The sequence below is a fragment of the Kitasatospora sp. NPDC088160 genome (assembly GCF_044741445.1).
In the GTDB taxonomy this organism is placed as follows: domain Bacteria; phylum Actinomycetota; class Actinomycetes; order Streptomycetales; family Streptomycetaceae; genus Kitasatospora.
In genome coordinates this window covers 205,968-231,218 of sequence record NZ_JBIUSS010000007.1, presented here as the reverse complement: position 1 = coordinate 231,218, position 25,251 = coordinate 205,968, and the positions used below count along the sequence as shown (strand labels likewise).

The 25,251-nt window shown below is 74.6% G+C and carries 10 protein-coding genes; 2 read left to right on the top strand and 8 right to left on the bottom strand.

The window, feature by feature from the left end:
- Positions 1-223: 223 nt before the first annotated feature.
- On the top strand, positions 224-2,077 hold the full coding sequence (locus tag ACIOGZ_RS13165; RefSeq protein WP_400986009.1) for a glycoside hydrolase family 15 protein: 1,854 nt from the start codon (positions 224-226) through the stop codon (positions 2,075-2,077).
- A 149-nt stretch (positions 2,078-2,226) separates the two neighbouring features.
- Here the strand turns inward: ACIOGZ_RS13165 and ACIOGZ_RS13160 are convergent, their stop codons facing one another.
- Positions 2,227-3,300, bottom strand: coding sequence for a hypothetical protein (locus tag ACIOGZ_RS13160; RefSeq protein WP_363589317.1), 1,074 nt, complete (start codon positions 3,298-3,300; stop codon positions 2,227-2,229).
- Between the two features lie 257 nt (positions 3,301-3,557).
- Here ACIOGZ_RS13160 and ACIOGZ_RS13155 point away from each other — a divergent pair, with 257 nt between their 5' ends.
- Complete coding sequence (locus ACIOGZ_RS13155) at positions 3,558-6,734, top strand: AfsR/SARP family transcriptional regulator (RefSeq protein ID WP_400985936.1); 3,177 nt, start codon at positions 3,558-3,560, stop codon at positions 6,732-6,734.
- An 83-nt stretch (positions 6,735-6,817) separates the two neighbouring features.
- Here the strand turns inward: ACIOGZ_RS13155 and ACIOGZ_RS13150 are convergent, their stop codons facing one another.
- The 7 genes from ACIOGZ_RS13150 to ACIOGZ_RS13120 all read right to left on the bottom strand — a co-directional run bounded on the left by ACIOGZ_RS13150 (position 6,818) and on the right by ACIOGZ_RS13120 (position 25,249).
- Positions 6,818-7,054, bottom strand: coding sequence for a hypothetical protein (locus ACIOGZ_RS13150; RefSeq protein WP_363621049.1), 237 nt, complete (start codon positions 7,052-7,054; stop codon positions 6,818-6,820).
- A 135-nt stretch (positions 7,055-7,189) separates the two neighbouring features.
- Positions 7,190-8,002 carry a dimethylargininase gene (ddaH, locus tag ACIOGZ_RS13145; RefSeq protein ID WP_400985934.1) on the bottom strand — a complete coding sequence of 271 codons (813 nt, stop codon included), beginning with the start codon at positions 8,000-8,002 and terminating at the stop codon, positions 7,190-7,192.
- A gap of 92 nt (positions 8,003-8,094) precedes the next feature.
- Positions 8,095-9,417, bottom strand: coding sequence for an MFS transporter (locus tag ACIOGZ_RS13140; protein WP_363629436.1), 1,323 nt, complete (start codon positions 9,415-9,417; stop codon positions 8,095-8,097).
- 6 nt (positions 9,418-9,423) lie between these two features.
- Positions 9,424-22,683, bottom strand: coding sequence for an amino acid adenylation domain-containing protein (locus ACIOGZ_RS13135; RefSeq protein ID WP_400985932.1), 13,260 nt, complete (start codon positions 22,681-22,683; stop codon positions 9,424-9,426).
- 45 nt (positions 22,684-22,728) lie between these two features.
- Positions 22,729-23,724, bottom strand: coding sequence for a TauD/TfdA family dioxygenase (locus ACIOGZ_RS13130; RefSeq protein WP_363586027.1), 996 nt, complete (start codon positions 23,722-23,724; stop codon positions 22,729-22,731).
- Positions 23,725-23,732: 8 nt separating this feature from the next.
- Positions 23,733-23,945, bottom strand: coding sequence for an MbtH family protein (locus tag ACIOGZ_RS13125; RefSeq protein ID WP_063350320.1), 213 nt, complete (start codon positions 23,943-23,945; stop codon positions 23,733-23,735).
- Positions 23,946-24,064: 119 nt separating this feature from the next.
- Entirely contained in the window at positions 24,065-25,249 is a 1,185-nt protein-coding gene (locus tag ACIOGZ_RS13120; protein ID WP_363586026.1) for a cytochrome P450, read from the bottom strand.
- Positions 25,250-25,251 lie beyond the last annotated feature (2 nt).

Here is a 25,251-nt window from a genome sequence, read left to right as displayed (position 1 = left end):
CGTCCCTCCCGGAGTTCTCGAACACCGTTGCCGAACCGTTGGGACTCTCGTCGAGGACGACCGCCCGAACAGCCACTTACCAGCACTTCTAGCGTGCCTGCGCACACGACCGCGCACACGACCGCGCCCAGATCGGCTCCCCGGTGGCGGTTCTCCTCCCCTCGCGTATCCGTCGGACCGGGCAGAGAGTGGAGGGAGTGGGCTTCAGGGAGGCTTGATGGTCATGGACCGGTACCCGCCCATCGCCGAGCATGGCCTTGTCGGCGACCTGCAAACCGCTGCTCTGGTCTCTTCCCGGGGAGTCGTCGACTGGTTCGCCGCCCCCCGGTTCGACTCGCCGAGTGTCTTCGCGGCCCTGCTGGACCACGACCGCGGCGGCTATTTCCGCTTCGCCCCCGTGGAGGAGTCCACCAGCTGCAAACAGCTCTACTACCCGGACACTGCGGTCCTGGTGACCCGGTTCATGTCACCCGACGGGGTCGGTGAGGTCTTCGACTTCATGCCGCCGGACCGGATGGGTACGCCCACCGACCGGCACGTCCTGGTCCGCGGGGTGCGGGCCGTACGCGGCACGGTGCGCTTCACCCTGGAGTGCCGGCCGCGCTTCGACTACGGCCGGGCGACCCACGAACTCGACCTGCGCGACAACACCGCGGCCTTCCGGGCACCGGGCATCGCCGCACACCTGCAGAGCACCGTGCCACTGCGGCCGGACGGTGCCGAGGCCCGGGACGTACGGGGGGAGATCACCCTGAACACGGGCGAGCACGCGGCGGCCCTGCTGACCGTCCACGGACCGGACGGTGAGCCGCCGCCTCCGCTGACCCAGGGCGGGGTGTCCGAGCAGTTGTGGGAGGTCGTCGACTTCTGGCAGCGCTGGGTGCGCGGCTCCCGCTACCGCGGCCGGTGGCCCGGGATGGTCAACAGGTCCGCCATCACCCTCAAGCTGCTCACCTACGCCCCCACCGGCGCCCCGATCGCCGCGGCCACCATGGGCCTGCCCGAGCAGGTCGGCGGGGAGCGCAACTGGGACTACCGGTACACCTGGGTCCGCGACGGCTCGCTGTCCGTACGGGCGCTGCTCGACCTCGGGTTCGTCGAGGAGGCCGCGCAGTTCACCAGTTGGCTGGGCGAGCGGCTGGGCGACCGCCTGCGCGGCATGGACGGTGTCGAGGGAGAACCCCTCCAGGTCATGTACCGGGTCGACGGTGACCCCGAGCTCACCGAGGAGATCCTCGAACACTTCGAGGGCTACCGCGGCTCGTACCCGGTGCGGGCCGGGAACGCCGCCGCCGACCAGCTCCAGCTCGACATCTACGGCGAGGCGCTCTACGCCCTGGCGGAGGGCCAGGAGATCAACATGCGGGCCGGTTACCACGGCTGGAAGAACCTCGCCCGCACGCTGGACTGGCTCGCCGACTCCTGGGACCGTCCCGACGAGGGCGTCTGGGAGACCCGCGGCGGACGCAAGGACTTCACCTTCAGCCGGGTGATGTCCTGGGCGGCCTTCGACCGGGGTCTGCGGCTGGCGGCCGACTTCAGCCGTCCCGCCGACACCCTCCGCTGGACCGCCGCCCGCGACGCCATCCTCGAACAGGTGATGGAACGCGGCTGGAACGAGCGGGAACAGGCCCTCACCCAGTACTACGGCGGCGACGTCCTCGACGCCTCGCTGCTGCTCATCCCCAGGGTCAGGTTCCTGGCCCCCCGGACGGAGAGCTGGCTGAAGACGCTCGACGCGATGGAGCGCACCCTGGTGTCCGACAGCCTGGTCTACCGCTACGACCCCACGGCCTCGCCCGACGGCCTGCGCGGCTCGGAGGGCACCTTCAGCCTCTGCACCTTCCTCTACGTCGACGCCCTCGCCCGGGCCGGGCGCCTGCGGGCGGCCCGCTACGCCTTCGAGAAGATGCAGACCTACGCCAACCACGTCGGCCTCTTCGCCGAGGAGATCGGTCCCAGTGGCGAGCAGCTGGGCAACTTCCCTCAGGCGTTCACCCATCTCTCGCTGATCATGGCGGCCACCACTCTCGACGACACCCTGGACAGGGCCCTTGACCGAGAGCACGGCTACTGACCGGACACCCTGCGGTTCTGCCAGAGCGGAGCCCCCTTGGGGACGGTGATCCCGGCGATCTCGATGTCGGCCAGTGTGGTTTTCTGGGGCGCCCTCGTTCCGGCCTCGCGCAGCTGACCCACAGTTCGGTCAGGCAGACGGCCCGGGGCTCAGCCGTGTTTCGACTCCGGCAGGCGGGCGCAGGGGGCGCCGTCCGGGGTGTCGGGGGCGGTGGTGTCCCAGGCCCGCAGGGCCGTGAGGGCGGCGGCGCGGGCGGGGGCCGTCGGGCGGACGCCCTCCGGGGCGAGCAGGAAGTCGGCGACCGGGGTGAGCAGCAGGGTGGCGGGTCCGGCCGGGAGGAGGCGGGCCTCGTCCCACTGGTGCCGGATGACGGTGCGGCGCAGCAGGGTGCCGTGCCGCGGCCGGAGCGGGCGGGCGAGGGATTCGCGGCGGCGGAGTTCGGGGGCGACCTCGGCCTCCAGGACGGTACGCACGCCCCCCAGGGAGTCCAGCGGCACGTGTTCGGCGGCGAGGTCGAGCAGCGCGACGGCCTCCGGGGCGAGCCGGTAGGCGGCGACCACGGCGGCGGTCTCGACGGGCTCGAAGGACTGCCGGCCCAGGCGGGCCACGTCGATCACGTCACCCGCCCGGAAGGCGCGGCCGAGTCCCTCCTCCGCGAGGGCGATCAGGCACTCGACGTGGTCGTCGGCCGCCAGGTAGGGCCGGACCGGGACGGTGGCGAGGTCGCCGGTGAGCGCGGCGGTGCCGAGCCGGACCTGGTACCACGGGTCGAGCAGCGGGTCCTCGGCCGGCCAGCGCAGGGTGACGGAGGTGTGCCGGGGGCGCTCGCCGATCAGGGTGACCTCCACGGACTCCACCGGGTGTTCGGTGACCAGCCGGCTGACGGCCTGCCAGAGCGCGGCCTCGGTGGGGCTGACGAGGGTGAGCTCGCCCAGCGGCCGGGGCAGGTCGGACGGGTAGTAGCCGGCCAGCGGGAGGTCGCGGATCGGGCGCACCCCGGTGGCGTCGGCGAGGTCGCGGGCGATCCGGGCGTAACAGTCGGCCCGGTCGCGGGCGCGCTGAAGTTCGGCGCGGGCGTGCTCGCCCATCCGGACGTCCTCCCGGACGAGCGCGGCGAGCACCAGGTAGGGGAGGTCGCGGGCGCCGCGGGCGCGGTGGAGCAGTTCGACCGGTCCGGCGACCGGGTCGACGTCGAGCAACCGGTAGAGCAGGTCGGTGTTCACTGGCGTCGGCCTCCGAGAGACGTGGTGGTCGCCCGGGCGGCGACACCCGGGGGGTGTGGCGGGCCCGGCGGGTCGTACCGGGCCGACGGCTGGGGCCACACCAGTGATTGTGACGGTGGGCGATCAACACCGGATCACTACGGGGTCGACGATCCCTCGACAGCCCACCGGCTGGCGTGGGTTGATAGTGACTCATCAATCGGGGGGCAGACGCGTGCGTGGGCGGGGGCGGGCACATGAAGCGGGCAGGTGCACGAATGGGTGATTTCCGGTTCTCGGTGCTGGGGTTGATGAGAGCGCAGTGCGGCACGACCGTGCTGAAGGTCGGCAGTCCCCAGCAGCAGGCGATGCTGGCGGTGCTGCTGCTCCGGCCGGGGCACGGCGCGAGCGCCACGGACCTGATCGACGCCCTGTGGGGTGAGGAGCCGCCGAGCACCGCGGTGACGACGGTGCGGACGTACGCCTGGCGGTGGCGCAAGATCCTGCACGGCGACGAGCCGGACGCGCCGACCGTGCTGACCTCGGTCGGGGACGGCTACCGGCTGGTGCTGCCCAAGCACTCCGTGGACGCGGCGCAAGGGGAGGAACTGGCGGCGCAGGCCGAGCGCACGGCGGCCGCCGGACAGCCGCAGCAGGCGCGTGACCTGCTGAACCAGGCGCTGGAGCTGTGGCAGGGCGAGCCGCTGGCCGGCATCCCCGGCCCGTTCGCGCAGCGGCAGCGCCAGCGGTTGCAGGAGCTCCGGCTGACCCTGCTGGAGGAACGGATCGCCCTGGATCTGACGCTGGGCCGCTTCTCCCGGTGTATCCCGGAGCTGACCGCGCTGACCACCGAGCACCCGCTGCACGAGCGGGCGTACGGGCTGCTGATGCGCGCGCTGTACCAGGCCGGGCGGCAGGCGGACGCGCTGGCGGTGTACCGGGGCGTGCGTCAGTTGTTCCTGGACGAGCTGGGGGTGGAGCCCGGGGCCGACCTGGACCAGCTGCACCGGCGGATCCTGGAGGGCGACCTGTCGCTCGCCGCCCCGGCGCCGCCCGTGGCGCTGCTTTCCAGCCCGGTGAAGCCGGCCGGGCCCGGGCCCGAGGCGCAGGATCCGCCGGACGGCCCCGCGGCGGCGGGTGCGCCCGCCGCGCCCGCCGGCACCACCACGGCGTCGCCCAGACCGGCCCAGCTGCCGCCCGACGCGGCGGACTTCACCGGCCGCACCGTCCTGGTCGAGCGGCTGGGCGAGGCCCTCGGCGCCCCGGACCAGCAGGCGCTGGTGATCGCGACCGTGGTCGGCATGGGAGGGGTCGGCAAGACCGCGCTGGCCCTGCACGTCGCCCACCGGGCCCGCGACGCCTACCCCGACGGGCAGCTCTACGTCGACCTGCGGGGCGCCGACACCACGCCGGCCGACCCGGAGGCGGTGCTCAGCAGCTTCCTGGTGGCGCTCGGCGTGCCGGCCGACGGGGTGCCCGAGGGGCTGGACGCCCGCTCGGCGCTGTTCCGCTCGGTGGTCGACGGCCGGCGGCTGCTGCTGGTGCTCGACAACGTCCACGACACCGCGCAGATCAGACCGCTGCTGCCGGGCGCGGTCGGCTGCGCCGTACTCACCACCAGCCGTACCCGGCTCTCGGGCCTGCCCGCGTCCGTCCAGGCCGACCTCGGCGTGTTCGAGCCGGCGGAGGCGCTCGAACTGCTGGGCCGCACGATCGGCGGCGAGCGGCTGGCCGCCGAGCCGGAGGCCGCCCGGGAGCTGCTGCTCGTCTGCGGCCACCTGCCGCTCGCGGTGCGGATCGTGGCGGCCCGGCTGGCCGCCCGGCCGAGCTGGACGGTCCAGACGCTGGGCCGCCGGCTGGCGGTCGAACGGCGGCGGATCGACGAGCTGCGCATCGGCGACCTGGCGGTGGAGGCCGCCTTCGAACTGAGCTACCGCCAGTTGACGCCCGCCCAGGCCCGGGCGTTCCGGCTGGCCGCCTCGGTGGACGGCCCGGACATCGGGCTGCCCGCCGCGGCCGCCCTGCTGGACCTGGACGAGTACGACGCCGAGGACCTGCTGGAGTCTCTGGTGGACGTGGCGATGATGGAGTCGCCGTTCCCCGGCCGCTACCGCTACCACGACCTGCTGCGCGCCTTCGCCCGGCGGCGCCCGGACCACCCGGGCGCGGCCGTGGAGGCCCGTGACCGGCTGCTGGACCACCTGCTGGCCACCGCGTGCGCGGCCTTCCAGCACGCCGTCCCGGGAGATCCGGCCGCCGGTGCGCTCGGGCCGGCCCGCAGCGCGGGCGTGGACCTCGGCGGCCCGGACGGCGCCCGGGCCTGGGCCGAGGCGGAGGGTTCCGGGGCGATCGCGCTCGCCGCCCAGGTGGCGTGCTGGACCGTCGCGGACGACGCCGCGCCGGCCCCGGCCGACGGCGCGGCACCGGACCCGTTGCGCGCCGCGATCGACCTGCTGATCGCGCTGACGCCGTTCGTCCTCGCCCCGCCCAGCCGCCAGCTCGCCAGTACGGCGGAGGCCCTGGCCGCCGCCGCGAACCACCACGCCGACCACCGGGCAGCTGGTCGGGCGCACTTCCTCCGCGGCAACGTCGCCCTGGCCGCCACCCGGTTGGAGGAGGCCGAGGCGGCCTCCCGGCTGGCGGTGGCCGCCTCCCGCTCGGCGGGCGACACGGTGATCCTGCGCCAGGCGCTGAACGACCTCGGCCTGGTCTGCCAGTTCCTCAGCCGCTACGACGAGGCCGTCGGGCACTACGACGAGGCGCTGCTGCTGGCCCGCGAACTCGGCCACCGCTCCGGGGCGCTGGTGACGACGGTGAACGCCGCGTTGGCCCGGGTGCGCAGCGGGCGGGCCGCCGAGGCCGTGCCGATCTGCCACGAGGCGCTGGCCGAGCTGCGGACCCGGCACGACGATCCCGGCCGGGCGTACACGCTGTACGTGCTGGGGCTGGCGCTGCACGGGCTGGGGCGGCACGAGGAGGCCGTCACCTGGTTCGGCGAGTGCCTGGCGGTGGCCTCGGCGGCCGGGCTGCGGGCCCGGGCCGCGCACGCCCGCTACCGGATGGCGGACAGTCTGCGCTCGCTGGGTCGGACGGACGAGGCGCTGGAGCACGCCGGGCAGGCGCTGACGCTGTGCGAGGAGCTGGGGGCCGAGCGGGACCAGGGCCAGGCGCTGGTGGTGCTGGGCCGAACGCTGGCGGACCTCGGGCGAGAGGCCGAGGCGTGGGGCCGGCTGCGGGAGGCGCATCGGATCTTCGTCCGGCTGGGGCTGCCGGAGGCGGAGGAGGTGGCGGGGCTGCTGCCCCGGGGGGAGGGTCCGAACGCTTCGGCCGCTACGGCTGCTTCGGCTTCTTCGGCTCCGTCGACGTCGTCGGCTCCGTCCGTCCCGGACGGGCGTCGGGGCGGTGGCCGGGGGGCGTCGGGCGCTCCGGTGACGAGCTGCGGGCCGGGCCGCTGACGAGCTGATGACCGGTCACTGAAGAATCGATCCTGCCGCTTTCCGGTGCGGTCAGGAGCCAGTGCGGTCAGGAACTGGTGCGGTCAGGAGCCGGTGCTGTTCCAGTCGCCGGTGCTGCCGTGGACGGTGCCGGTGGGGCTGGGCTGGGCGGGGGTGGGCGTCGGCGTCGCGTCGCCGCTCACCACCGTCGCCGTCCCGGTGCCGGCCGTCTCCGCCACGGCGGCCGTGGCGGAGAGGCCGGCGCCCAGGGCGACGACCACCCCGAGACCGACCGTGAACAGCCGGAGGCGGGTGGGGGCGGTGGCCGGACGCTGCGTCATCTCTGGTGCTCCCTTGGCTCGCTTCCCCGGTGGGAAGGGCTTCCGTCGTGGTGTGCCACCAGTCTGGCCGGGAGCGTTCAACGGCGGATCTACAGCCGAGCACCACTGATCACGGCCTCCCGTCGAGGCCGTCGTTCAGGCCGCCGCGCGGATCTCCAGGGTGCAGCACTTGACGCTGCCACCGCCCTTGAGCAGCTCGCTGAGGTCCATCCCGATCGGCCGGAACCCGCGCTCCCGCAGCCGCGCGGCCAGGCCGACGGCCGCCTCCGGCAGCACCACGTGCAGGCCGTCGCTCACGGCGTTGAGGCCGAACACCGCCGCGTCGGCGCCGTCCACCAGCAGGGCGTCGGGGAACAGCCGGCGCAGGACGGCACGGCTGCCGGCCGAGAAGGCCTCCGGGTGGTACATGATCTCGTCGCCGTCCAGCACGGCCAGCGCGGTGTCCAGGTGGTAGAAGCGCGGGTCGACCAGCTCCAGGCCGATCACCGGGCGCCCGAAGAACTCCTGGGCCTCCGCGTGCCCGTCGGCCACGCTGCGGAAGCCCCGCCCGGCCAGCACGGAGCTCGCGGTCAGCAGCAGGTCCCCCTCGCCCTCGTTGACGTGCTCCGGATCGCGCGTCTCGAAGCCCCGGGCGCGGAACCACTCCAGGTAGGCCGGGCCCTCGGCGGCCCGCTCGGCGTTGCGGAAGCGGGCGCCGAGCACCTTGCCGTCCACCACGGTGGCGCCGTTGGCGGCGTAGACCATGTCGGGCAGGCCGGGCAGCGGGTCGATCAGGTCGACCCGGTGGCCGAGCTCGCCGTAGAGGGCGTGGAGCCGCTCCCACTGGGCGACGGCGAGGTCGGTGTCGACCGGCTTCGCCGGGTCCATCCACGGGTTGATCGCGTAGGTGACCTCGAAGTGGGTCGGACGGCACATCAGGTAGTGGCGCGGGCGGGCGGTGCGGGTCATGGGAGGCTCCATGGGTCGGGAGGGAAGGTCAGGCAGGTCAGGTCAGGTCAGGTACGGGCAGGGCTGGCGGTTCGGGTGCTGCGGCGGTCCGGTCAGGAGACGGGACGCCCGGGGCGCTCGGGCAGCTCGGGCAACTCGGGCCGCTCGGGGAAGTCGCGCAGGCTCCGCAGCGGGCTCGCCAGCAGCACCCCTCCGGCGGAGAGCAGCACGCCCGCCATGATCCAGATGGTGGTGCGGGCGCCCAGCGCCTCGCCGAGCCAGCCGCCGGCCAGGGCGCCGACGGGGATCGCACCGTAGTTCAGGGTCGCCGCGCTGGCCCGGATCCGGCCGATCATCTCCGGCGGGCAGTAGGCCTGGTTGAAGCTTCCCGCCAGCACGTTCCCGGCGATCACCCCGCCCACCGCGACGGCCCAGGCGAGCGCGCACACCGCCAGCGGCAGCCGCTCCCCCGCGAGCGGCAACAGGAGGATGAACGGCGCCACCACCAGCTCGCAGAGCAGCAGTCCGCGCGCGCTGCCGAGCCGGCGGGCGATCCGCCGGGCCAGCGTCGCCCCGGCCAGACCGCCGACGCTGACCACCGCGAACACCATGCCCACCGCGCCCGGTTCGACGCCGACCGACCGGATCAGGAACACCGTCTGCACCGCCTGGATGCCGTTCAGCCCCAGGTTGCCGACGGCGCCGAACAGCGCCAGCGTCCGCAGGTACGGGTCGTGCGCCAGGAAGCGCACCCCGTCGCCGATCTCCCGCAGGAGGCCGCGCCGCGCGGACCGCGGCGGCGGCTGCTCGACCGTCCGGATCCGGCTGACGCAGATCGCGGAGACCACGTAGCTGACGGAGTCCGCGAGCAGCCCGCTGGCCGCGCCGAACGCCTGCGCCAGCAGACCGGCCACGCCCGGCCCCGCGATGTCGGCCGCGGAGGCGCCGGAACGCAGCTTGACGTTGCCCTCCAGCAGGTCCTCCTTGCCGACCAGGGTCGGCAGCACGGCCCCGTAGGCGGTGGAGAAGAACACCTTCACGGCTCCGGTGAGCAGGGCCACCACCACCAGCTGCGGCATGCCGAGCACGCCCAGCCAGCCGGCCACCGGGACGCTCGCGAACAGCAGGAGCAGCAGCAGGTCGCAGACCAGCATCACCCGCAGCCGCGGCCAGCGGTCCACCCAGGCGCCGGCCGGCAGGCCGAGGAACAACCAGGGCAGCCAGGCGGCGGCGTTCAGCACACCGACCGCGAGCGGGCCGGCGTCCAGCGTGACGACGGCGACCAGGGCCAGTGCCACGCTCCCGACGGCCGTGCCGAGACCGCTGGAGGTCTCACCGATCCAGAGCCGGCGGAAGTCGCCGTGGGCCCACAGGCCCCACCGGCCGCGGGGCGGTCCGGTCGGCGGTGCGGCGGGTGCGGGGACGGTGGTGGTCATCGTGGATCACACTCCAAGCTTCTCGGCGAGCACGGCGGCGATCCGTGCGAGGGACTCCGGACGGGTCAGGTCGCCGTGCCCGCAGGCCAGGCGGTGGCTCTCGATCCGGCCGTCCAGGTAGGGCCGCCAAGCCTGCTCGTACGGCCAGTCGGCGGGCTTGTCGAGAGTGGCGCCGAAGAACACGGCGTCGCCCCGGTACTGCTCGGGCAGGTGCTCGGCCATCAGCTTGCGGTGCCGGTCGAACACCTCGGGCAGGACGTCCGCGGCCTCGCCGAGCACGGCCGCCAGGTCGGCCTGGCCGCTGCCGTCCGCCGGGTCGTAGCCCAGCGAGCGCAGCAACTCGGCCAGCGTGTCGGCCGGTTCGGTGGTGGGCGGGGCGGCGTCCGTGCGAACCGCCGGGGCGCCGTCCAACAGGGCCAGCAGGCCGACCGGCGCGCCCTCGGCCCGCAGCCGGACCGCCATCTCCTGGGCGACCACCGCGCCGAAGGACCAGCCCAGCAGGTGGTACGGGCCGGACGGGTGCACCGCGCGGATCTGCCGCACGTAGTCCTCGGCGATCTCGGCGACGCTCGCCGGCGCCCCGCCGCGCAGGCCACGGGCCTGGAGGCCGTACATCGGCAGCTCGGGGTCGAGGTGGCGCAGCAGCCCGGAGTAGACCCAGCTGATGCCGGCCGCCGGGTGGACGCAGAACAGCGGGGCCCGGTCGCCGCCGGTGCGCAGCGGCAGCAGGACGTCCAGGGCGTCGGCCGCCGGGCCCTGGTCAAGCCGGCGGTCGAGCCCGGCCACGGTCGGCGCCTCGAACAGCGCCCGCATGCCGAGGTCGACGCCGAGCGCGGTGCGGATCCGGGAGAGCAGCTTCATGGCGAGCAGGGAGTGTCCGCCGAGGTCGAAGAAGCCGTCGTCGATGCCGACCCGCTCCAGGCCGAGGGTCTCGGCGAACAGCGTGCACAGCAGGCGCTCCCGCGGGGTGCGGGCCGGGCGGCCGGCCGGCAGGGCGGCGAAGTCCGGTGCGGGCAGAGCGCGGTGGTCGACCTTGCCGCTGCCGGTCAGCGGCAGGGCGGGCAGCGCGACGAAGGCGGCGGGCACCATGTGGGCGGGCAGGGACTCGGCGGTGAAGGCCCGCAGCCCGGCCGGGTCGAGCGGACGGTCGGTGACCAGGTAGGCGACCAGCCGGCTGCCGCTGTCGTCCGGTCGGACGACGGCGGCGGCGACCTCCGGGTGGCGGGTCAACGCCTGCTCGATCTCGCCGAGTTCGATCCGGAAGCCACGGATCTTCACCTGGTCGTCGGTGCGGCCCAGGTACTCGATCCCGCCGTCACGGGTGCGGCGGACCAGGTCCCCGGTACGGTACATCCTCGTACCCTCGGCGAACGGGCTGGCGACGAAACGCTCCGCCGTGAGCGCCGCACGACCCAGGTAACCGCGGGCCAGACCGGCCCCCGCCAGGTACAACTCCCCGGGGACACCGGCCGGCACCGGGTTCAGGTGCTCGTCCAGCACGTACCCGGCGGTCCCGGCGACCGTCCGGCCGAGCACCGGCCGCTGGGTGCCGTCGAGCGGCTGCACCAGCGCGTCCACGGTGGACTCCGTCGGACCGTACAGGTTGTACGCCCGGGTCCCCGGCGCCTCCCGCAACCGCGTCCACAGCGCCTGACCGACCGCCTCACCCCCCAGCAGCACGAGCTTCGGGGCGGGGGCGTCGAGCAGTCCCTCCTCGACCAGTTGGGCCGCGAAGGACGGGGTCGAGTTCACCACGTCGAGGCCGTGCGTGCCGACGTGGCGGACCAGGGCGGCTGCGTCGAGGCGCAGGTCGTCGCCGATCAGGTGCAGTTCGTGCCCGGCGACCATCCACAGCACGCCGTCCCACGAAGCGTCGAAGCACAGCGAGGCCGTCAACGCGACCCTCCGCCGCTCCTCACCCGCCATCAGCTCCATCCGGTGGCCCGCCAGCAGCGTCGCGAGGCTCCCATGCGACACCACCACGCCCTTGGGGCGACCGGTGGAGCCCGAGGTGTAGATCACATACGCCGCATCCGCCGACTCCAGCCGACGGCTCAGACTCCCGTCCGGACCGGGCACATCCGTGACATCCAGAACGGACAGCCCCGCCAGCACCTCCGGCAACGGCCAGCGCCCGTCACTCAGCACCAGCACCGGCGCCGCATCCTCCAGCGTGTACGCCGTCCGCTCCGCCGGGTACGACGGGTCCAGCGGCAGGTAGACGCCACCGGCCTTCAACACCGCCAGCAACCCCACCACCGACTCCACCGAACGCGGCAGCGCCAACGCCACCACCGACCCGGGGACCACCCCGGCGGCGATCAGCCGGTGCGCCAACCGGTTCGCCCGCGCGTCCAGCTCCGCGAAGGTCAACGCGACGCCCCCGTGGACCAGCGCCACCACCTCCGGAGTCGCCACGGCCTGAGCCTCGAACACGGCCGGAACCAACGGCACCTCCGCCTCCAACGGCACCACCCCGCCCAGCAGTTCGACCCGCTCGACCGGGGACAGCAGCTCCGCCCGACCGATCGGCTGGTCCGGCTCGGCCGCCACGGCCGCCAGCAGCCGGCCGAGCCGGAGGGCGATCGCCTCGGCCGTCTCCCGGTCGAAGAGGTCGGTGGCGAAGTCGATCACGCACTCCAGGCCGGCTGGGGCGCCGTCCGCGTCGAAGGACTCGCCGATGCCGACGCTCAGGTCGAACTTGGCGACCGCGCCACCGGACGGCTCGACGGAGACGTCCAGACCGGCCGCGTCGAGCGGCGCCGCGTCGCCGTCGCCCTGCATCACCAGCATGACCTGGAAGAGCGGGTGGCGGGCCAGCGAGCGGGCCGGGTTCAGCTCCTCCACCAGCCGCTCGAACGGCACGTCCTGGTGTGCGTGCGCGTCGAGTTGGGTCTCCCGGACGCGGGCCAGCAGTTCGGTGAAGCTCGGATCTCCCGAGGTGTCGGTGCGCAGCACCAGGGTGTTGACGAAGAAGCCGACCAGGTCGTCCAGCGCCTCGTCGGACCGCCCGGCCACCACCGAACCGATCGGCACGTCGGTGCCCGCGCCGAGCCGGGTGAGCAGGGCGGCGAGGGCGGCCTGGACGGTCATGAACATCGTCACCCGCTGCGAGCGCGCCAACGTCACCAGGTCGCGGTGGAGTTCGGCGCCCAGCGGATGGACGATCCGGTCGCCGCGGTGGCTGGCGACGGCGCCCCGGGGGCGGTCCGCCGGGAGCGCCAGCTCCTCCGGGAGGTCGGCCAGCGCGTCCCGCCAGTAGGCGAGTTGGCGACTGAGGAGGCCGCCCTGGGCCTGGCCTTCGCCTTCGCCCTCGCCTTCGCCGAGCAGCTCACGCTGCCAGAGCGCGTAGTCCGCGTACTGCACCCGCAGCGGCGCCTGCTCGGGCGCGGCGCCCGCCACCCGCGCCGCGTAGGCCGCGGCGAGATCGCGCAGCAGCGGGCCCATCGACCAGCCGTCACCGGCGATGTGGTGCAGCACCAGGACGAGCAGGTGCTCGTCCCGGCCGGCCGGGATCAGGTGGGCCCGGATCGGCAGTTCGGCGGCGAGGTCGAACGGGCGCGAGGTGCAGGCCTCCGGCGCGGTGCCGCCGGGCAGCAGCTCGACGGGGACGCGGGCCGCCTCGGCCGGTCGGATCCGCTGGTACGGGGTTCCGTCCTCCTCCTCGATCACCGTGCGCAGGCTCTCGTGCCGGGCCACCAGGTCGCCGAGGGCGAGCTCCAGGGCCGCGGCGTCCAGCTCGCCCGTCACGCGGAGCACGAGCGGCAGGTTGTAGAGGGCGCTCGGGCCCTCCATCCGGTCGATCAGCCAGAGCCGCTGCTGCGCGAAGGACAGCGGCACCCGCTCGGGCCGCTCGGCCCGGGCGCTCAGCGCGAGCCGGTCGCAGCCCGCGTCGAGGCGGCCGGCGAGCCCGGCCGCGGTCGGCGCCTCGAAGACGTCCCGGATGCCCAACTCCACACCCAGCACGGACCGGACCCGGCTCAGCAGCCGGGTGGCGAGCAGCGAGTGCCCGCCCAGCGCGAAGAAGTCGTCGTCGGCGCCGACCGCGTCCAGGCCGAGCACCTCGGCGAGCAGGCCGCACAGGATCTCCTCCTGCGGGCTACGGGCCGTCCGGCCGCCGGCCGCCGCCAGGGCGGCGAAGTCCGGGGCGGGCAGAGCACGGCGGTCGACCTTGCCGCTGCCGGTCAGCGGCAGGGCGTCGAGCGGCACCACGGCGGCGGGCACCATGTAGCCGGGCAGCGACTCGCCGGCGAACCGGCGCAGCGCGTGGGCGAGTTCGGGGGCGGCGGCGCCGTCCACCGCGCAGTAGGCGACCAGCCGGCGGTCTCCTTCGCTGCTCTCCCGAACGGTCACCACGGTCTGGCGGACGGCGGGGTGGCGGGTCAACGCCTGCTCGATCTCGCCGAGTTCGATCCGGAAGCCACGGATCTTCACCTGGTCGTCGGTGCGGCCCAGGTATTCCAGCTCGCCGTCACGGGTGCGGCGGACCAGGTCCCCGGTACGGTACATCCTCGTACCCTCGGCGAACGGGCTGGCGACGAAACGCTCCGCCGTGAGCGCCGCGCGACCCAGGTAGCCCCGGGCCAGACCGGCCCCGGCGAGGTACAACTCCCCCGGAACACCCGCCGGCACCGGGTTCAGGTGCTCGTCCAGCACGTACCCGGCAGTCCCGGCGACCGTCCGGCCGAGCACCGGCCGGTCCGCGCCGTCGAGCGGCTGCACCAGCGCGTCCACGGTGCACTCCGTCGGACCGTACAGGTTGTACGCCCGAGTCCCCGGCGCCTCCCGCAACCGCGTCCACAGCGCCTGGCCCACGGCCTCACCGCCCAGCAGCAGGAGGCCCGGCGCCGGTGCTTCCAACAGTCCTTCTGCCAGGAGCTGTTCGGCGTACGAAGGGGTGACCTCCAGGACGCCGATTCCGGCCTCGCGCACGTGGCGGACCAGCAGGGCGGCGTCCCGGCGGACCTCGTCGCCGATCAGGTGCAGCTCGTGCCCGGCGACCATCCACAGCACGCCGTCCCACGAAGCGTCGAAGCACAGCGAGGCCGTCAACGCGACCCTCCGCCGCTCCTCACCCGCCATCAGCTCCATCCGGTGGCCCGCCAGCAGCGCCGCGAGACTCCCGTGCGACACCACCACGCCCTTGGGGCGACCGGTGGAGCCCGACGTGTAGATCACGTACGCCGCATCCGCCGCGCCCAGCCGACGGCTCGGACTCCCCTCCGGACCGGGCACATCCGTGACATCCAGAACGGACAACCCCGCCAGCACCTCCGGCAACGGCCAGCGCCCGTCACTCAACACCAGCACCGGCGCCGCATCCTCCAGCGTGTACGCCGTCCGCTCCGCCGGATACGACGGGTCCAGCGGCAGGTAGACACCACCGGCCTTCAACACCGCCAGCAACCCCACCACCGACTCCACCGAACGCGGCAGCGCCAACGCCACCACCGACCCGGGGACCACCCCGGCGGCGATCAGCCGGTGCGCCAACCGGTTCGCCCGCGCGTCCAACTCCGCGAAGGTCAACGCGACGCCCCCGTGGACCAGCGCCACCACCTCCGGAGTCGCCACGGCCTGAGCCTCGAACACAGCCGGAACCAACGGCACCTCCACCGCCAACGGCACCACCCCGCCCAGCAGTTCGACCCGCTCGACCGGGGTGATCAACGGGAGCAGCCCGATCCGGGTGTCCGGCCGCTGGACGGCCGCCGTCAGCAGCCGCGCGAAGTGGCGGACGACCGTCTCGGCCGTCTCCCGGTCGAAGAGGTCCGTCGCGAAGTCGAGCGCGCAGTCGATCCCGGCGGGTTCGCCCTCCGGGTCGAAGGACTCCTGGGCGATCAGGTTGAGGTCGAACTTGGCGACTCCGGTGGCCGCCGGCAGCGCCTCGCCCCACAGGCCGGTGGGCGACGCGTCGGCCTGCTCGTTGTTCTGGAGCACCAGCATGACCTGGAAGAGCGGGTGGCGGGCCAGCGAGCGGGCCGGGTTCAGCTCCTCCACCAGCCGCTCGAACGGCACGTCCTGGTGCGCGTAGGCACCGAGGTCGGTCTCCCGGACGCGGGCCAGCAGTTCGGTGAAGCTCGGATCGCCCGAGGTGTCGGTGCGCAGCACCAGGGTGTTGACGAAGAAGCCGACCAGGTCGTCCAGCGCCTCGTCGGACCGCCCGGCCACCACCGAACCGATCGGCACGTCGGTGCCCGCGCCGAGCCGGGTGAGCAGGGCGGCGAGGGCGGCCTGGAGGGCCATGAACACCGTCACCCGCTGCGAGCGCGCCAACGCGACCAGTTCGCGGTGGAGTTCGGCACCCAGGAGTTGCGACACCCGGTCACCGTGGTGGCTGGCGACGGCGCCCCGGGGGCGGTCCGCCGGCAGCGTCAGCTCCTCCGGGAGGTCGGCCAGCGCGTCCCGCCAGTAGGCGAGTTGGCGGGCGGCCAGGCTCTCCGGATCGACCTCCTCGCCGAGCAGCTCTTGCTGCCAGAGCGCGTAGTCCGCGTACTGCACCGGCAGCGGCGCCCGATCGGGCGCGGTGCCCGCCGCCCGGGCCGCGTAGGCCTCGGCGAGATCGCGCAGCAGCGGGCCCGTCGACCAGCCGTCGCTCGCGATGTGGTGCAGTACCAGGACCAGCACGTGGTCCTGGTCGGCGGTGCGCAGCAGGACGGCCCGGAGCGGGAGTTCGGTGGCCAGGTCGAAGGCCCGGCGAGAGGCCGCGTCGACGGCCTCGGCGACCTCGTCGGCCGGGCAGTCCCGGACGTCGAAGGGCACCGCCGCCGCGTCGGCCGGGCGGATCAGCTGGTGGGGCTCGCCGTCGGTCTCGACGATCACCGTGCGCAGGCTCTCGTGCCGGGCCACCAGGTCGCCGAGGGCGAGTTCCAGGGCCGCGGCGTCCAGCTCCCCGGCCAACCGCAGGGCCAGCGGCGAGTTGTAGAGGGCGCTCGGGCCTTCCATCCGGTCGATCAGCCAGAGCCGCTGCTGCGCGAAGGACAGCGGCACCCGCTCGGGCCGCTCGGCCCGGGCGCTCAGCGCGAGCCGGTCGCAGCCCGCGTCGAGGCGGCCGGCGAGCCCGGCCGCGGTCGGCGCCTCGAAGACGTCCCGGATGCCCAACTCCGCACCCAGCGCGCCCCGGACCCGGCTCAGCAGCCGGGTGGCGAGCAGCGAGTGCCCGCCGAGGGCGAAGAAGTCGTCGTCGGCGCCGACCGCGTCCAGGCCGAGCACCTCGGCGAGCAGGCCGCAGAGGATCTCCTCCTGCGGGGTGCGGGCGGCCCGGCCGCCGGCGAGGGCGGCGAAGTCCGGGGCCGGGAGCGCGGCACGGTCCAGTTTGCCGTTGGCGTTCAGCGGCAGGGCGGGCAGCGGCACGATGGCGGCCGGGAGCATGTAGCCGGGCAGTGTCTCCGCGGCGAAGGCGCGCAGTCCGGCCGGGTCGAGGGGGCCGTCGGCGACCACGTAGGCGACCAGGCGCAGGCCGCTGTCGTCGGGCAGGACGGCGGCCCGGTGCACCTGCGGGTGCGCGGCCAGGACGCTCTCGATCTCGCCGAGTTCGATCCGGAAGCCGCGAACCTTGACCTGGTGGTCGGTGCGGCCGAGGTACTCCAGCTCGCCGTCGCGGGTGCGGCGGACCAGGTCCCCGGTGCGGTACATCCTCGAGCCCGCCGCGAACGGGCTGGCGACGAAACGCTCGGCGGTCAGCCCCGGCCGATTCAGGTAACCCCGGGCCAGCCCGGCCCCCGCCAGGTACAGCTCCCCGGGGACGCCGACCGGCACCGGGTTCAGGTACTCGTCCAGCACGTACCCGGCGGTCCCGGCGACCGTCCGGCCGAGCACCGGCCGCTGGGTGCCGTCGAGCGGCCGGGTGAGGGCGTGCACGGTGGACTCGGTGGGGCCGTACATGGTGTGGCCGGCGGTCAGCGGGGACGCGCACAGCCTGCTCCACAGGCCCTGGCCGATGGCCTCCCCGCCGAGCAGCAGCAGCTTCGGCGCGGGCTCCTCCAGCAGGCCCTCCTCGACCAGTTGCTCGGCGTACGAGGGGGTGACGTGCAGCGTGTCGATCCCGGTCTCGCGCACGTGGCGGACCAGCAGGGCGGCGTCCCGGCGGACCTCGTCGCCGATCAGGTGCAGCTCGTGCCCGGCGACCATCCAGAGCACGACCTCCAGCGAGGCGTCGAAGCAGAGCGACGCGGTCAGCGCGGCCCGCAGCCGGCCGTGCGCCGCCTCGGCGTCCGCGATCATCGTGGCCCGGTGGCCGGCCAGCAGGGCCGCGAGGCTGCGGTGCGGCACCAGCACGCCCTTGGGGCGGCCGGTCGAGCCGGAGGTGTGGATCACGTACGCGGCGTCCGCCGCGTGCAGGCGGGGCCTCGGGTCCTGGGCCGGGCCGGGCTCGTCCGTGACGTCCAGGACGGGCAGGGCGGCCAGCAGTTCGGGCAGCGGCCAGCGGGCGTCGGTCAGCACCAGGGCGGGCGCGGCGTCCGCGAGCATGTGCGCCGTCCGCTCCGCCGGGTACTCGGCGTCCAGCGGCAGGTAGGCGCCGCCGGCCTTGAGCACCGCCAGCAGCCCGACCACCGTCTCCGCCGAGCGCGGCAGGGCGAGGGCCACCACCGATCCGGGGGCCACCCCGGCGGCGATCAGCCGGTGCGCCAGCCGGTTGGCCCGCGCGTTCAGCTCCGCGAAGGTCAGCGCGGTGCCCGCGTGGACCAGCGCCACCGCCTCCGGGGTGGCCGCGGCCCGGGCCTCGAACACGGCCGGGAGCAGCGGCGGTTCCCCGGCCGACGCGGGGCCGGCCGTCAGCGCGGCCCGCTCGGCCTCGGGCAGGACCTCGGCGGCGGTGACGGCCAGGTCCGGGTCGGCGGCGGCCTGCCGCAGGATCAGGACCAGCGCGGCGCCCAGCCGTTCCGCCGTCTCCCGGTCGAACAGGTCGGTGGCGTACTCCAGCCCGCCCGCGAGCCCGCCCGGGGTCCCGTCCGCGCGGTGGCGCTCGGTCAGCGACAGCTTGAGGTCGAACTTGGCGGTGCCGTAGTCGACGGGCTCCTCCGCCGCCGCCACACCGGGGAAGGACGGTCCGGCCTCGGCGGCGGTGGCGAAGGTCAGCATCACCTGGAACAGCGGGTGCCGGGCCAGCGAGCGGACCGGGTTGAGCTCCTCGACGAGGCGCTCGAACGGCGTGTCCTGGTGCTCGTACGCCGCGAGGTCGGTGTCCCGGACGCGGCGCAGCAGTTCGGCGAAGCCCGGCCGGCCGGAGAGGTCGGTGCGCAGCACCAGGGTGTTGGCGAAGTAGCCGACCAGGTCGGTGACGGCCTCGTCGAGGCGGCCGGCGACCGGAGTGCCGATCGGCAGGTCGGTACCGGCGCCGAAGCGGTGCAGCAGGGTGGCGTAGGCGGCCTGGAGGACCATGAACAGGGTCGCGCCGTGCTGGGCGGCGAGCTCGCCGAGGCGGGCGTGCAGTTCGGCGTCGAGTTCCAGCGGGACGACGGCGCCGCGGTGGGTGGCGACCGGCGGCCGGGGGCGGTCCACGGGCAGCGGCAGCTCCTCCGGCAGGTCGGCCAGCGCGTCCCGCCAGTAGGCGAGTTGGCGGGCGGCCAGGCTCTGCGGGTCGTCCTCGTCGCCGAGCAGGGCGTGCTGCCAGAGCGCGTAGTCGGCGTACTGGACGGGCAGCGGCTCGCCGTCGGGGGCGCGGCCGGCGAGCCGGGCCCGGTAGGCGTCGGTGAGGTCGCGGTAGAGCGGGCCCAGCGAGGCGCCGTCCCCGGCGATGTGGTGCAGGACGAGGACCAGGACGTGCTCGTCCGGGCCCTCGGGCCGCAGGTAGGCGTGCAGGGGCAGGTCGGCGGCCAGGTCGAAGGTGTGGCGGGCGAGTTCGTCCACCGGCCGGTCGGTGGTGGTGAGCAGCGGGGCGGTCGGCCCGCCGAGGATGTGCTGGTGGGGGGTGCCGTCGTGGACGGCGAAGACGGTGCGCAGGGCCTCGTGCCGCCGGACGGTGTCGCCGAGGGCGTCGGCCAGGGCGGCGGGGTCGAGCGGGCCGCGCAGCCTCAGGGCGAGGGTCACGTTGTAGGTGGCGGCGGGGCCCTCGGCCTGGGCGAGGAACCAGAGGCGGCGCTGGGCGAAGGAGAGCCGCACCCGGTCGGGCCGGGGGCCGGGCCGCAGCGCCGGGCGGGCCGGGGCGGGCACGTCGGCCGCGCGGTCGGCGAGCCGGTCGGTGAGCCCGGCGACGGTGGGGGCCTGGAAGAGGTCGCCGATGGCGAGTTCGATGCCGAGTTCGGCGCGGGCCCGCCCGGTGAGGCGGGTGGCGAGCAGCGAGTGGCCGCCGAGGGCGAAGAAGTCGTCGTCGATGGTGATGTCGTCGATGCCGAGCAGGTCGCCGAAGAGCTCGCACAGAGCCCGTTCGCGCTCGTCGCGGGGCTCGCGGCCGGTGCCGTCGGCAGCGACGTCCGGGGCGGGCAGGGCCCGGCGGTCGACCTTGCCGTTGGCGTTGAGCGGCAGCGCGTCGAGCAGGACGACGGCGGCGGGGACCATGTAGCCGGGCAGCGTGGTGCCGGCGAAGGTGCGCAGCTCGGCCGGGGTGAGCGAGGCGTCGGCGGTGCAGTAGGCGACCAGCCGGGTGTCGCCGGGGCGGTCCTCACGGGCGATCACGATGACCTGGCGCACGGCGGGGTGGCGGGAGAGCGCCGCCTCGATCTCGCCGAGTTCGATCCGGAAGCCGCGCAGCTTGACCTGGCCGTCGATCCGGCCGAGGAACTCCACGGCGCCGTCGGCGCGCAGCCGCACCAGGTCGCCGGTGCGGTACATCCTCTCCCCGGGCGCGTACGGGCAGGCGACGAACCGCTCGGCGGTCAGGCCCGGACGGTTCAGGTAGCCCCGGGCCAGCCCGGCACCGGCGATGTACAGCTCTCCCGGGACGCCGGGCGGGACGGGGCACAGCCGGGCGTCGAGGACGTAGCTGCGCATGGCGTCGAGCGGGCCGCCGATCGGCACCCGGGGGCCGTCGAGGTCGGCGTGGACGAGCGGGTGGTGGGTCGCGAAGGTGGTGGTCTCGGTGGGCCCGTAGACGTGGGCGAGCAGCAGGTCGGGGCAGGCGTCCAGGACGCGCCGCATCAGGGTGCCGGAGGCGGCCTCGCCGCCGGTGCAGACGACCCGCAGGGCGGCGAAGGTCTGCGGGGCCTGCTCGGCGACGAGGTCGAACAGGGCTTTGGTGAGGAAGACGGCGGTGACGTCGTGGCGGGTGGTGACGGCGTGCAGGGAGGTGGCGTCGAGGGCGCCGGGCGGGGCCACCACGACGGTGCCGCCGGCCAGCAGGGGCGTCCAGATCTCGTAGGTGGCGGCGTCGAAGGCGTGCGGGGAGTGCAGCAGGACCCGCTCGTGCCGGCCGTCCTGCCAGCGCCGGTCGGCGGCGAGGTCGAGGACGTCGCGGTGGCGGACGGCGACGCCCTTGGGGCGGCCGGTGGAGCCGGAGGTGTACATCGCGTAGGCGAGCTGGTCCGGGTGGACGGGCACGCCGGGGCGGTGGGCGGGGGCGGCCGCCTCGTCGCCGGGGCGGACCACCACGGCCCGGTGCGGGAAGCCCGGGTCGGCGCGGTCGGTGAGCAGCACGGGGGCGCCGGTGTCGGCGAGCACGTCGGTCATCCGCTCGGGCGGCAGGCCGGGGTGCATGGGCACGTAGCAGCCGCCGGCCTTGAGGATCGCCAGGGTGGCGACGACGACGTCGACGGAGCGCTCCATCAGCATCGCGACGGGGGTCTCGGTGCCGACGCCGAGGGCGATCAGGTGGTGGGCGAGGCGGTTGGCCCGGGCGTCGAGTTCGGCGTAGCCGAGGGTGCCGCCGTCGTGGGCGAGGGCGGTGGCGTGCGGGGTGCGGTCGGCCTGGCGCTCGAAGGACTCGGCGAGGGTCCCGGGCCGGCCCGGGGCGCCGGTGGCGTTCCACTCGGTGAGGATGCGGGTGCGCTCCTCGGGGGCGAGGACGTCGAGGGTGGCGATGGGGGCGTGCGGGTCGGCGGCGGCACCGGTCAGCAGCAGGCCGAGCCGGTCGGCCAGGGCGGCGACGGTGGTGTGGTCGTAGAGGTCGGCGGCGTACTCGATCGAGCCGGTGAGCCCGGCGGGGGCGCCGTCGGGGCCGTGGCGTTCGGCGATGCCGATGTTGAGGTCGAACTTGGCGACCCGCAGGCCGATCGGTTCGGGTGCGGACTCCAGCCCGGGCAGGTCGAGTTCGGCGTCCTGTCCGTGGTTCTGGAGCACCAGCAGGGTCTGGAACAGCGGGTGGCGGCCGAGGGCGCGGGTCGGGTTGAGCTCCTCGACGAGGCGCTCGAAGGGGATGTCCTGGTGGGCGAAGGCGTCGAGCTGGGCCTCCCGGACGCGGCCGAGCAGCTCGGCGAAGCTCGGGTCGCCGGACGTGTCGGCGCGCAGCACGAGGGAGTTGACGAAGAAGCCGACCAGGTCGTCCAGGGCCTCGTCGGCGCGGCCGGCGAGGCCGGTGCCGAGCGGGACGTCGGTGCCGGCGCCGAGCCTGGTGAACAGTGCGGCCAGGCCGGCCTGGAGGACGGTGAACAGGGTGGTGCGGTGCGCGCGGGCGAGGTCGAGCAGGGCGCTGTGCAGGTCGGCGCCCCAGGTGAGGTCGACGGAGTCGGCGGCGCCGGTGGGGGCGGGCGGCCGGGGGCGGTCCGTCGGCAGCTCCAGTTCCTCCGGGAGGCCGGCCAGCGCGGTTCGCCAGTGGTCGAGTTGGCGGGCGAGCAGGCTCTCGGGGTCGCGCTCGTCGCCGAGCAGGTCGCGCTGCCAGAGCGCGTAGTCGGCGTACTGGACGGGCAGCGGCTCCCAGTGGGGGGCGCGGCCGACGAGCCGGGCCCGGTAGGCGGTGGCGAGGTCGCGCAGCAGCGGGCCGAGCGACCAGCCGTCGCCGGCGATGTGGTGCAGGACGACGAGCAGCACGTGCTCGGTCGGAGCGAGGGTGAACACCGTGACCCGGATGGGCAGTTCGCGGCTCAGCTCGAAGGTCTCGGCGGCGGCCGCGTCCCGGCGGGCGGGGTAGTCGTCCGGTGCGCAGTCCACGACCAGGAAGCGCGGCTGCGCCTCCTCGGCCGGCAGGATCTGCTGCACCGGGACTCCCCCGGCCACCGGGAACACCGTACGCAGGGCCTCGTGCCGGGCGACCACGTCCACCGTCGCGGCGCGCAGCGCGGCGGTGTCGAGCTCGCCGCGCAGGCGCAGGGCGAACGGAAGGTTGTACAGCGCGGTCGGCCCCTCGATCTGGTCGATCAGCCAGAGACGCTGCTGTGCGTACGAAACCGGGATCACGGTGCTTCCTCTACTCACGTCACGGCACGGGGTGGTCTGGGACGGTCAGGCGACGGCCAGGGTGGGCCGGACGCTGGGCCGGCAGTCCAGGACGTCGAGGGGCTGCCCCATCGCGACGGCGATCCTGCGGTCGCCGCGGTACGGGTCCCGGCCGTGCGCGCACAGCACGTTGTCGACCAGCATCACGTCGCCGACCTGCCAGCGCTCGCGCACGGTCGCGGCGTGGTACGCCTCGTTGAGGGCGTCGACGTCGGCGCGCTCCAGGGGTTCGCCGTCCCCGAAGCCGGTGTTGAACGGGAAGCCGTCCGGGCCGAACTCGTCGGTCATCGCCTCGCGGATGTCCGGGTCGAGCGACCACTCGCTCCAGAAGGCGAGGTGGTTGAACCAGACCTCCTCGCCGGTCGCCGGGTGGTGGATGGTGCCGGGGCGCAGCTGGCCGGTGCGCAGGTTGCCGTCCGGCAGCCACTCCCAGGTGATGCCGTTCTCCCGGCAGTAGGCCTCGACCTCGGCCCGGTCCTCGGTGGCGAAGGCGGTGCGCCAGCCCAGGGAGACGTAGTCCGAGTAGTTGCGGGTGAGCGTCCAGCCGGACGTCCGCATCCGCTCGACCAGGTGCGCGGGCAGGTGGTCGAGCACCTGGCGGCAGTCGGCGGTCGGGGTGGCGCCGCCCTCCTCGGGGGCGGTCAGGCAGGCGAAGAGCAGCCGGCCCGGGAAGGTGAGGGTGTAGCTGTTCTCGTTGTGCATCCGGATCGGCTGGGGCGACGGCAGGTCGGTGGAGGAGAAGACGCCGTTGCCGTAGTCGCTGCGCGGGGTGGCCTTCTCCCGGTAGGGGGTGCGCTCGGGGATGAGGACGTCGCGCACGGCGGCGACGTCCTCGGTGCTCGCGACCGGCAGGCCGCGCAGGAAGATCGTGCCGTGCCGGTGCAGGGCTTCGGTGAGCTCGGCCTCGTTCTCGCGCAGCCATGCGCGGGCCTCGCCGATGTCGGCGGTGCGCGGGGCGTGCGCGAGGGCCGGACGGCCGGGGTTCAGTTCCCAGGTCAGCATGGTCGCGCTCACTGCCGGGCGAGGGAGGCGGTCAGGCTGGCGGGCCGGATGTCGGTCCAGTTGGCCTCGATGTGGTCGAGGCAGCCCTGGCGGGTGTCCTCGCCGTGGACGGTGGTCCAGCCGGCCGGCACGTCGATCCAGACCGGCCACAGCGAGTGCTGGTTCTCGTCGTTGACCAGCACCAGGTAGCCGGCGTTGTCGTCCTCGAACGGGTTGCTCATGGTGTCCTCCTTGGGTTGCTTCGAAGGTAGGGGCGGGCCGGGGGGCGCAACGGCAGGAGTCGCGGCAGGAACGCGGCAGTTCGGCTCGGGCGCCCGTCGGCGGTCCGCGGCGGCCCGGTTCAGCGCGGGGTGAGGCGCACCGGGAAGTGGTCCAGGCCGAAGTTGATGATCGAGCGGTTGTGGACGACCGGCCCGGTCGGTTCGATCACGGCGACGCGCTCCAGCATCGCCGCGAACAGGGCGCCGAGTTCGGCCTTGGCCAGCGGCGCGCCGATGCAGTAGTGGGCGCCGAGGCCGAGGGCGAGGTGCTTGTTGGGGGCGCGGTCGAGCAGGATCTCCTCGGGCCGGTCGAAGGCCTCCGGGTCCCGGTTGGCGGACCACACCCAGACCGCGACCCGGTCGCCGCGCCGGATGGTGCGGCCGTCGAGCTCGGTGTCCCGGCTCGCGGTGCGCAGGGTGTGCAGCCCGACGGACGTCCAGCGCAGGAGTTCGTCCAGCGCCGAGTCCATGCCGACCTCACCCCGCTGCAACTGCCGCCACAGTTCCGGGTGCTGGACGAGGGTGTGCAGGCCCATGGCCGCGGTGTGACGGACGGTCTGGACGCCGCCGACCACGATGTTGTCCAGGTTGAGGACGACGTCCTCGATCGGCAGCAGCTTGCCGCCGACCCGGTAGGTGGCCATCTTGCTGATCAGGTCGTCGCGCGGGTCGGTGCGGCGCAGCATCACCTGGTGCAACAGGTAGGGGATGAGCTGCTGGTGGCCGGCCCGGCGCTCCTCGGGGGTGCGGCCGAGGAAGGCGACGTCACAGACCCGCTCGACCATCTCGCGGTCCTTCTCGGGGACGTCCAGGAGGTCGCACATGACGGACAGCGGCAGGGCGGAGACGGCGTCGACGAGGTCGACCTCGCCCAGCTCGACGGCCCGGTCGACGATCGAGGCGGCGAGTTCGGTGATGCCGCGGGACGCTCCGCGCACCGGGCCGGGGGCGAAGAACGGGTTGGCGGGCGCGCGGAGTTCGCGGTGCCGGGGCGGGTCGGTGAGGGCCATCATCCGGCCGGAGCCGACCGGGACGTTGCCCTCGCCGGCGCCGAGCAGCGAGCCCTGCTCGGAGCTGTAGAGCGTGGCGTTGCGCAGCACCTCCGCGGAGTGCCGGTAGGAGAGCACCGACCAGATCGGCCCGTCGTCGACGGTGTCGGTGCGGTGGACGGAGGCCTCCCGGCGCAGTTCCGCGACCAGGGCGGGGGTGTCGGGGCGGGCCCACAGGCCCGGGTCGGTGAGGTCGACCGCGGTGGTGGTCAGCATGG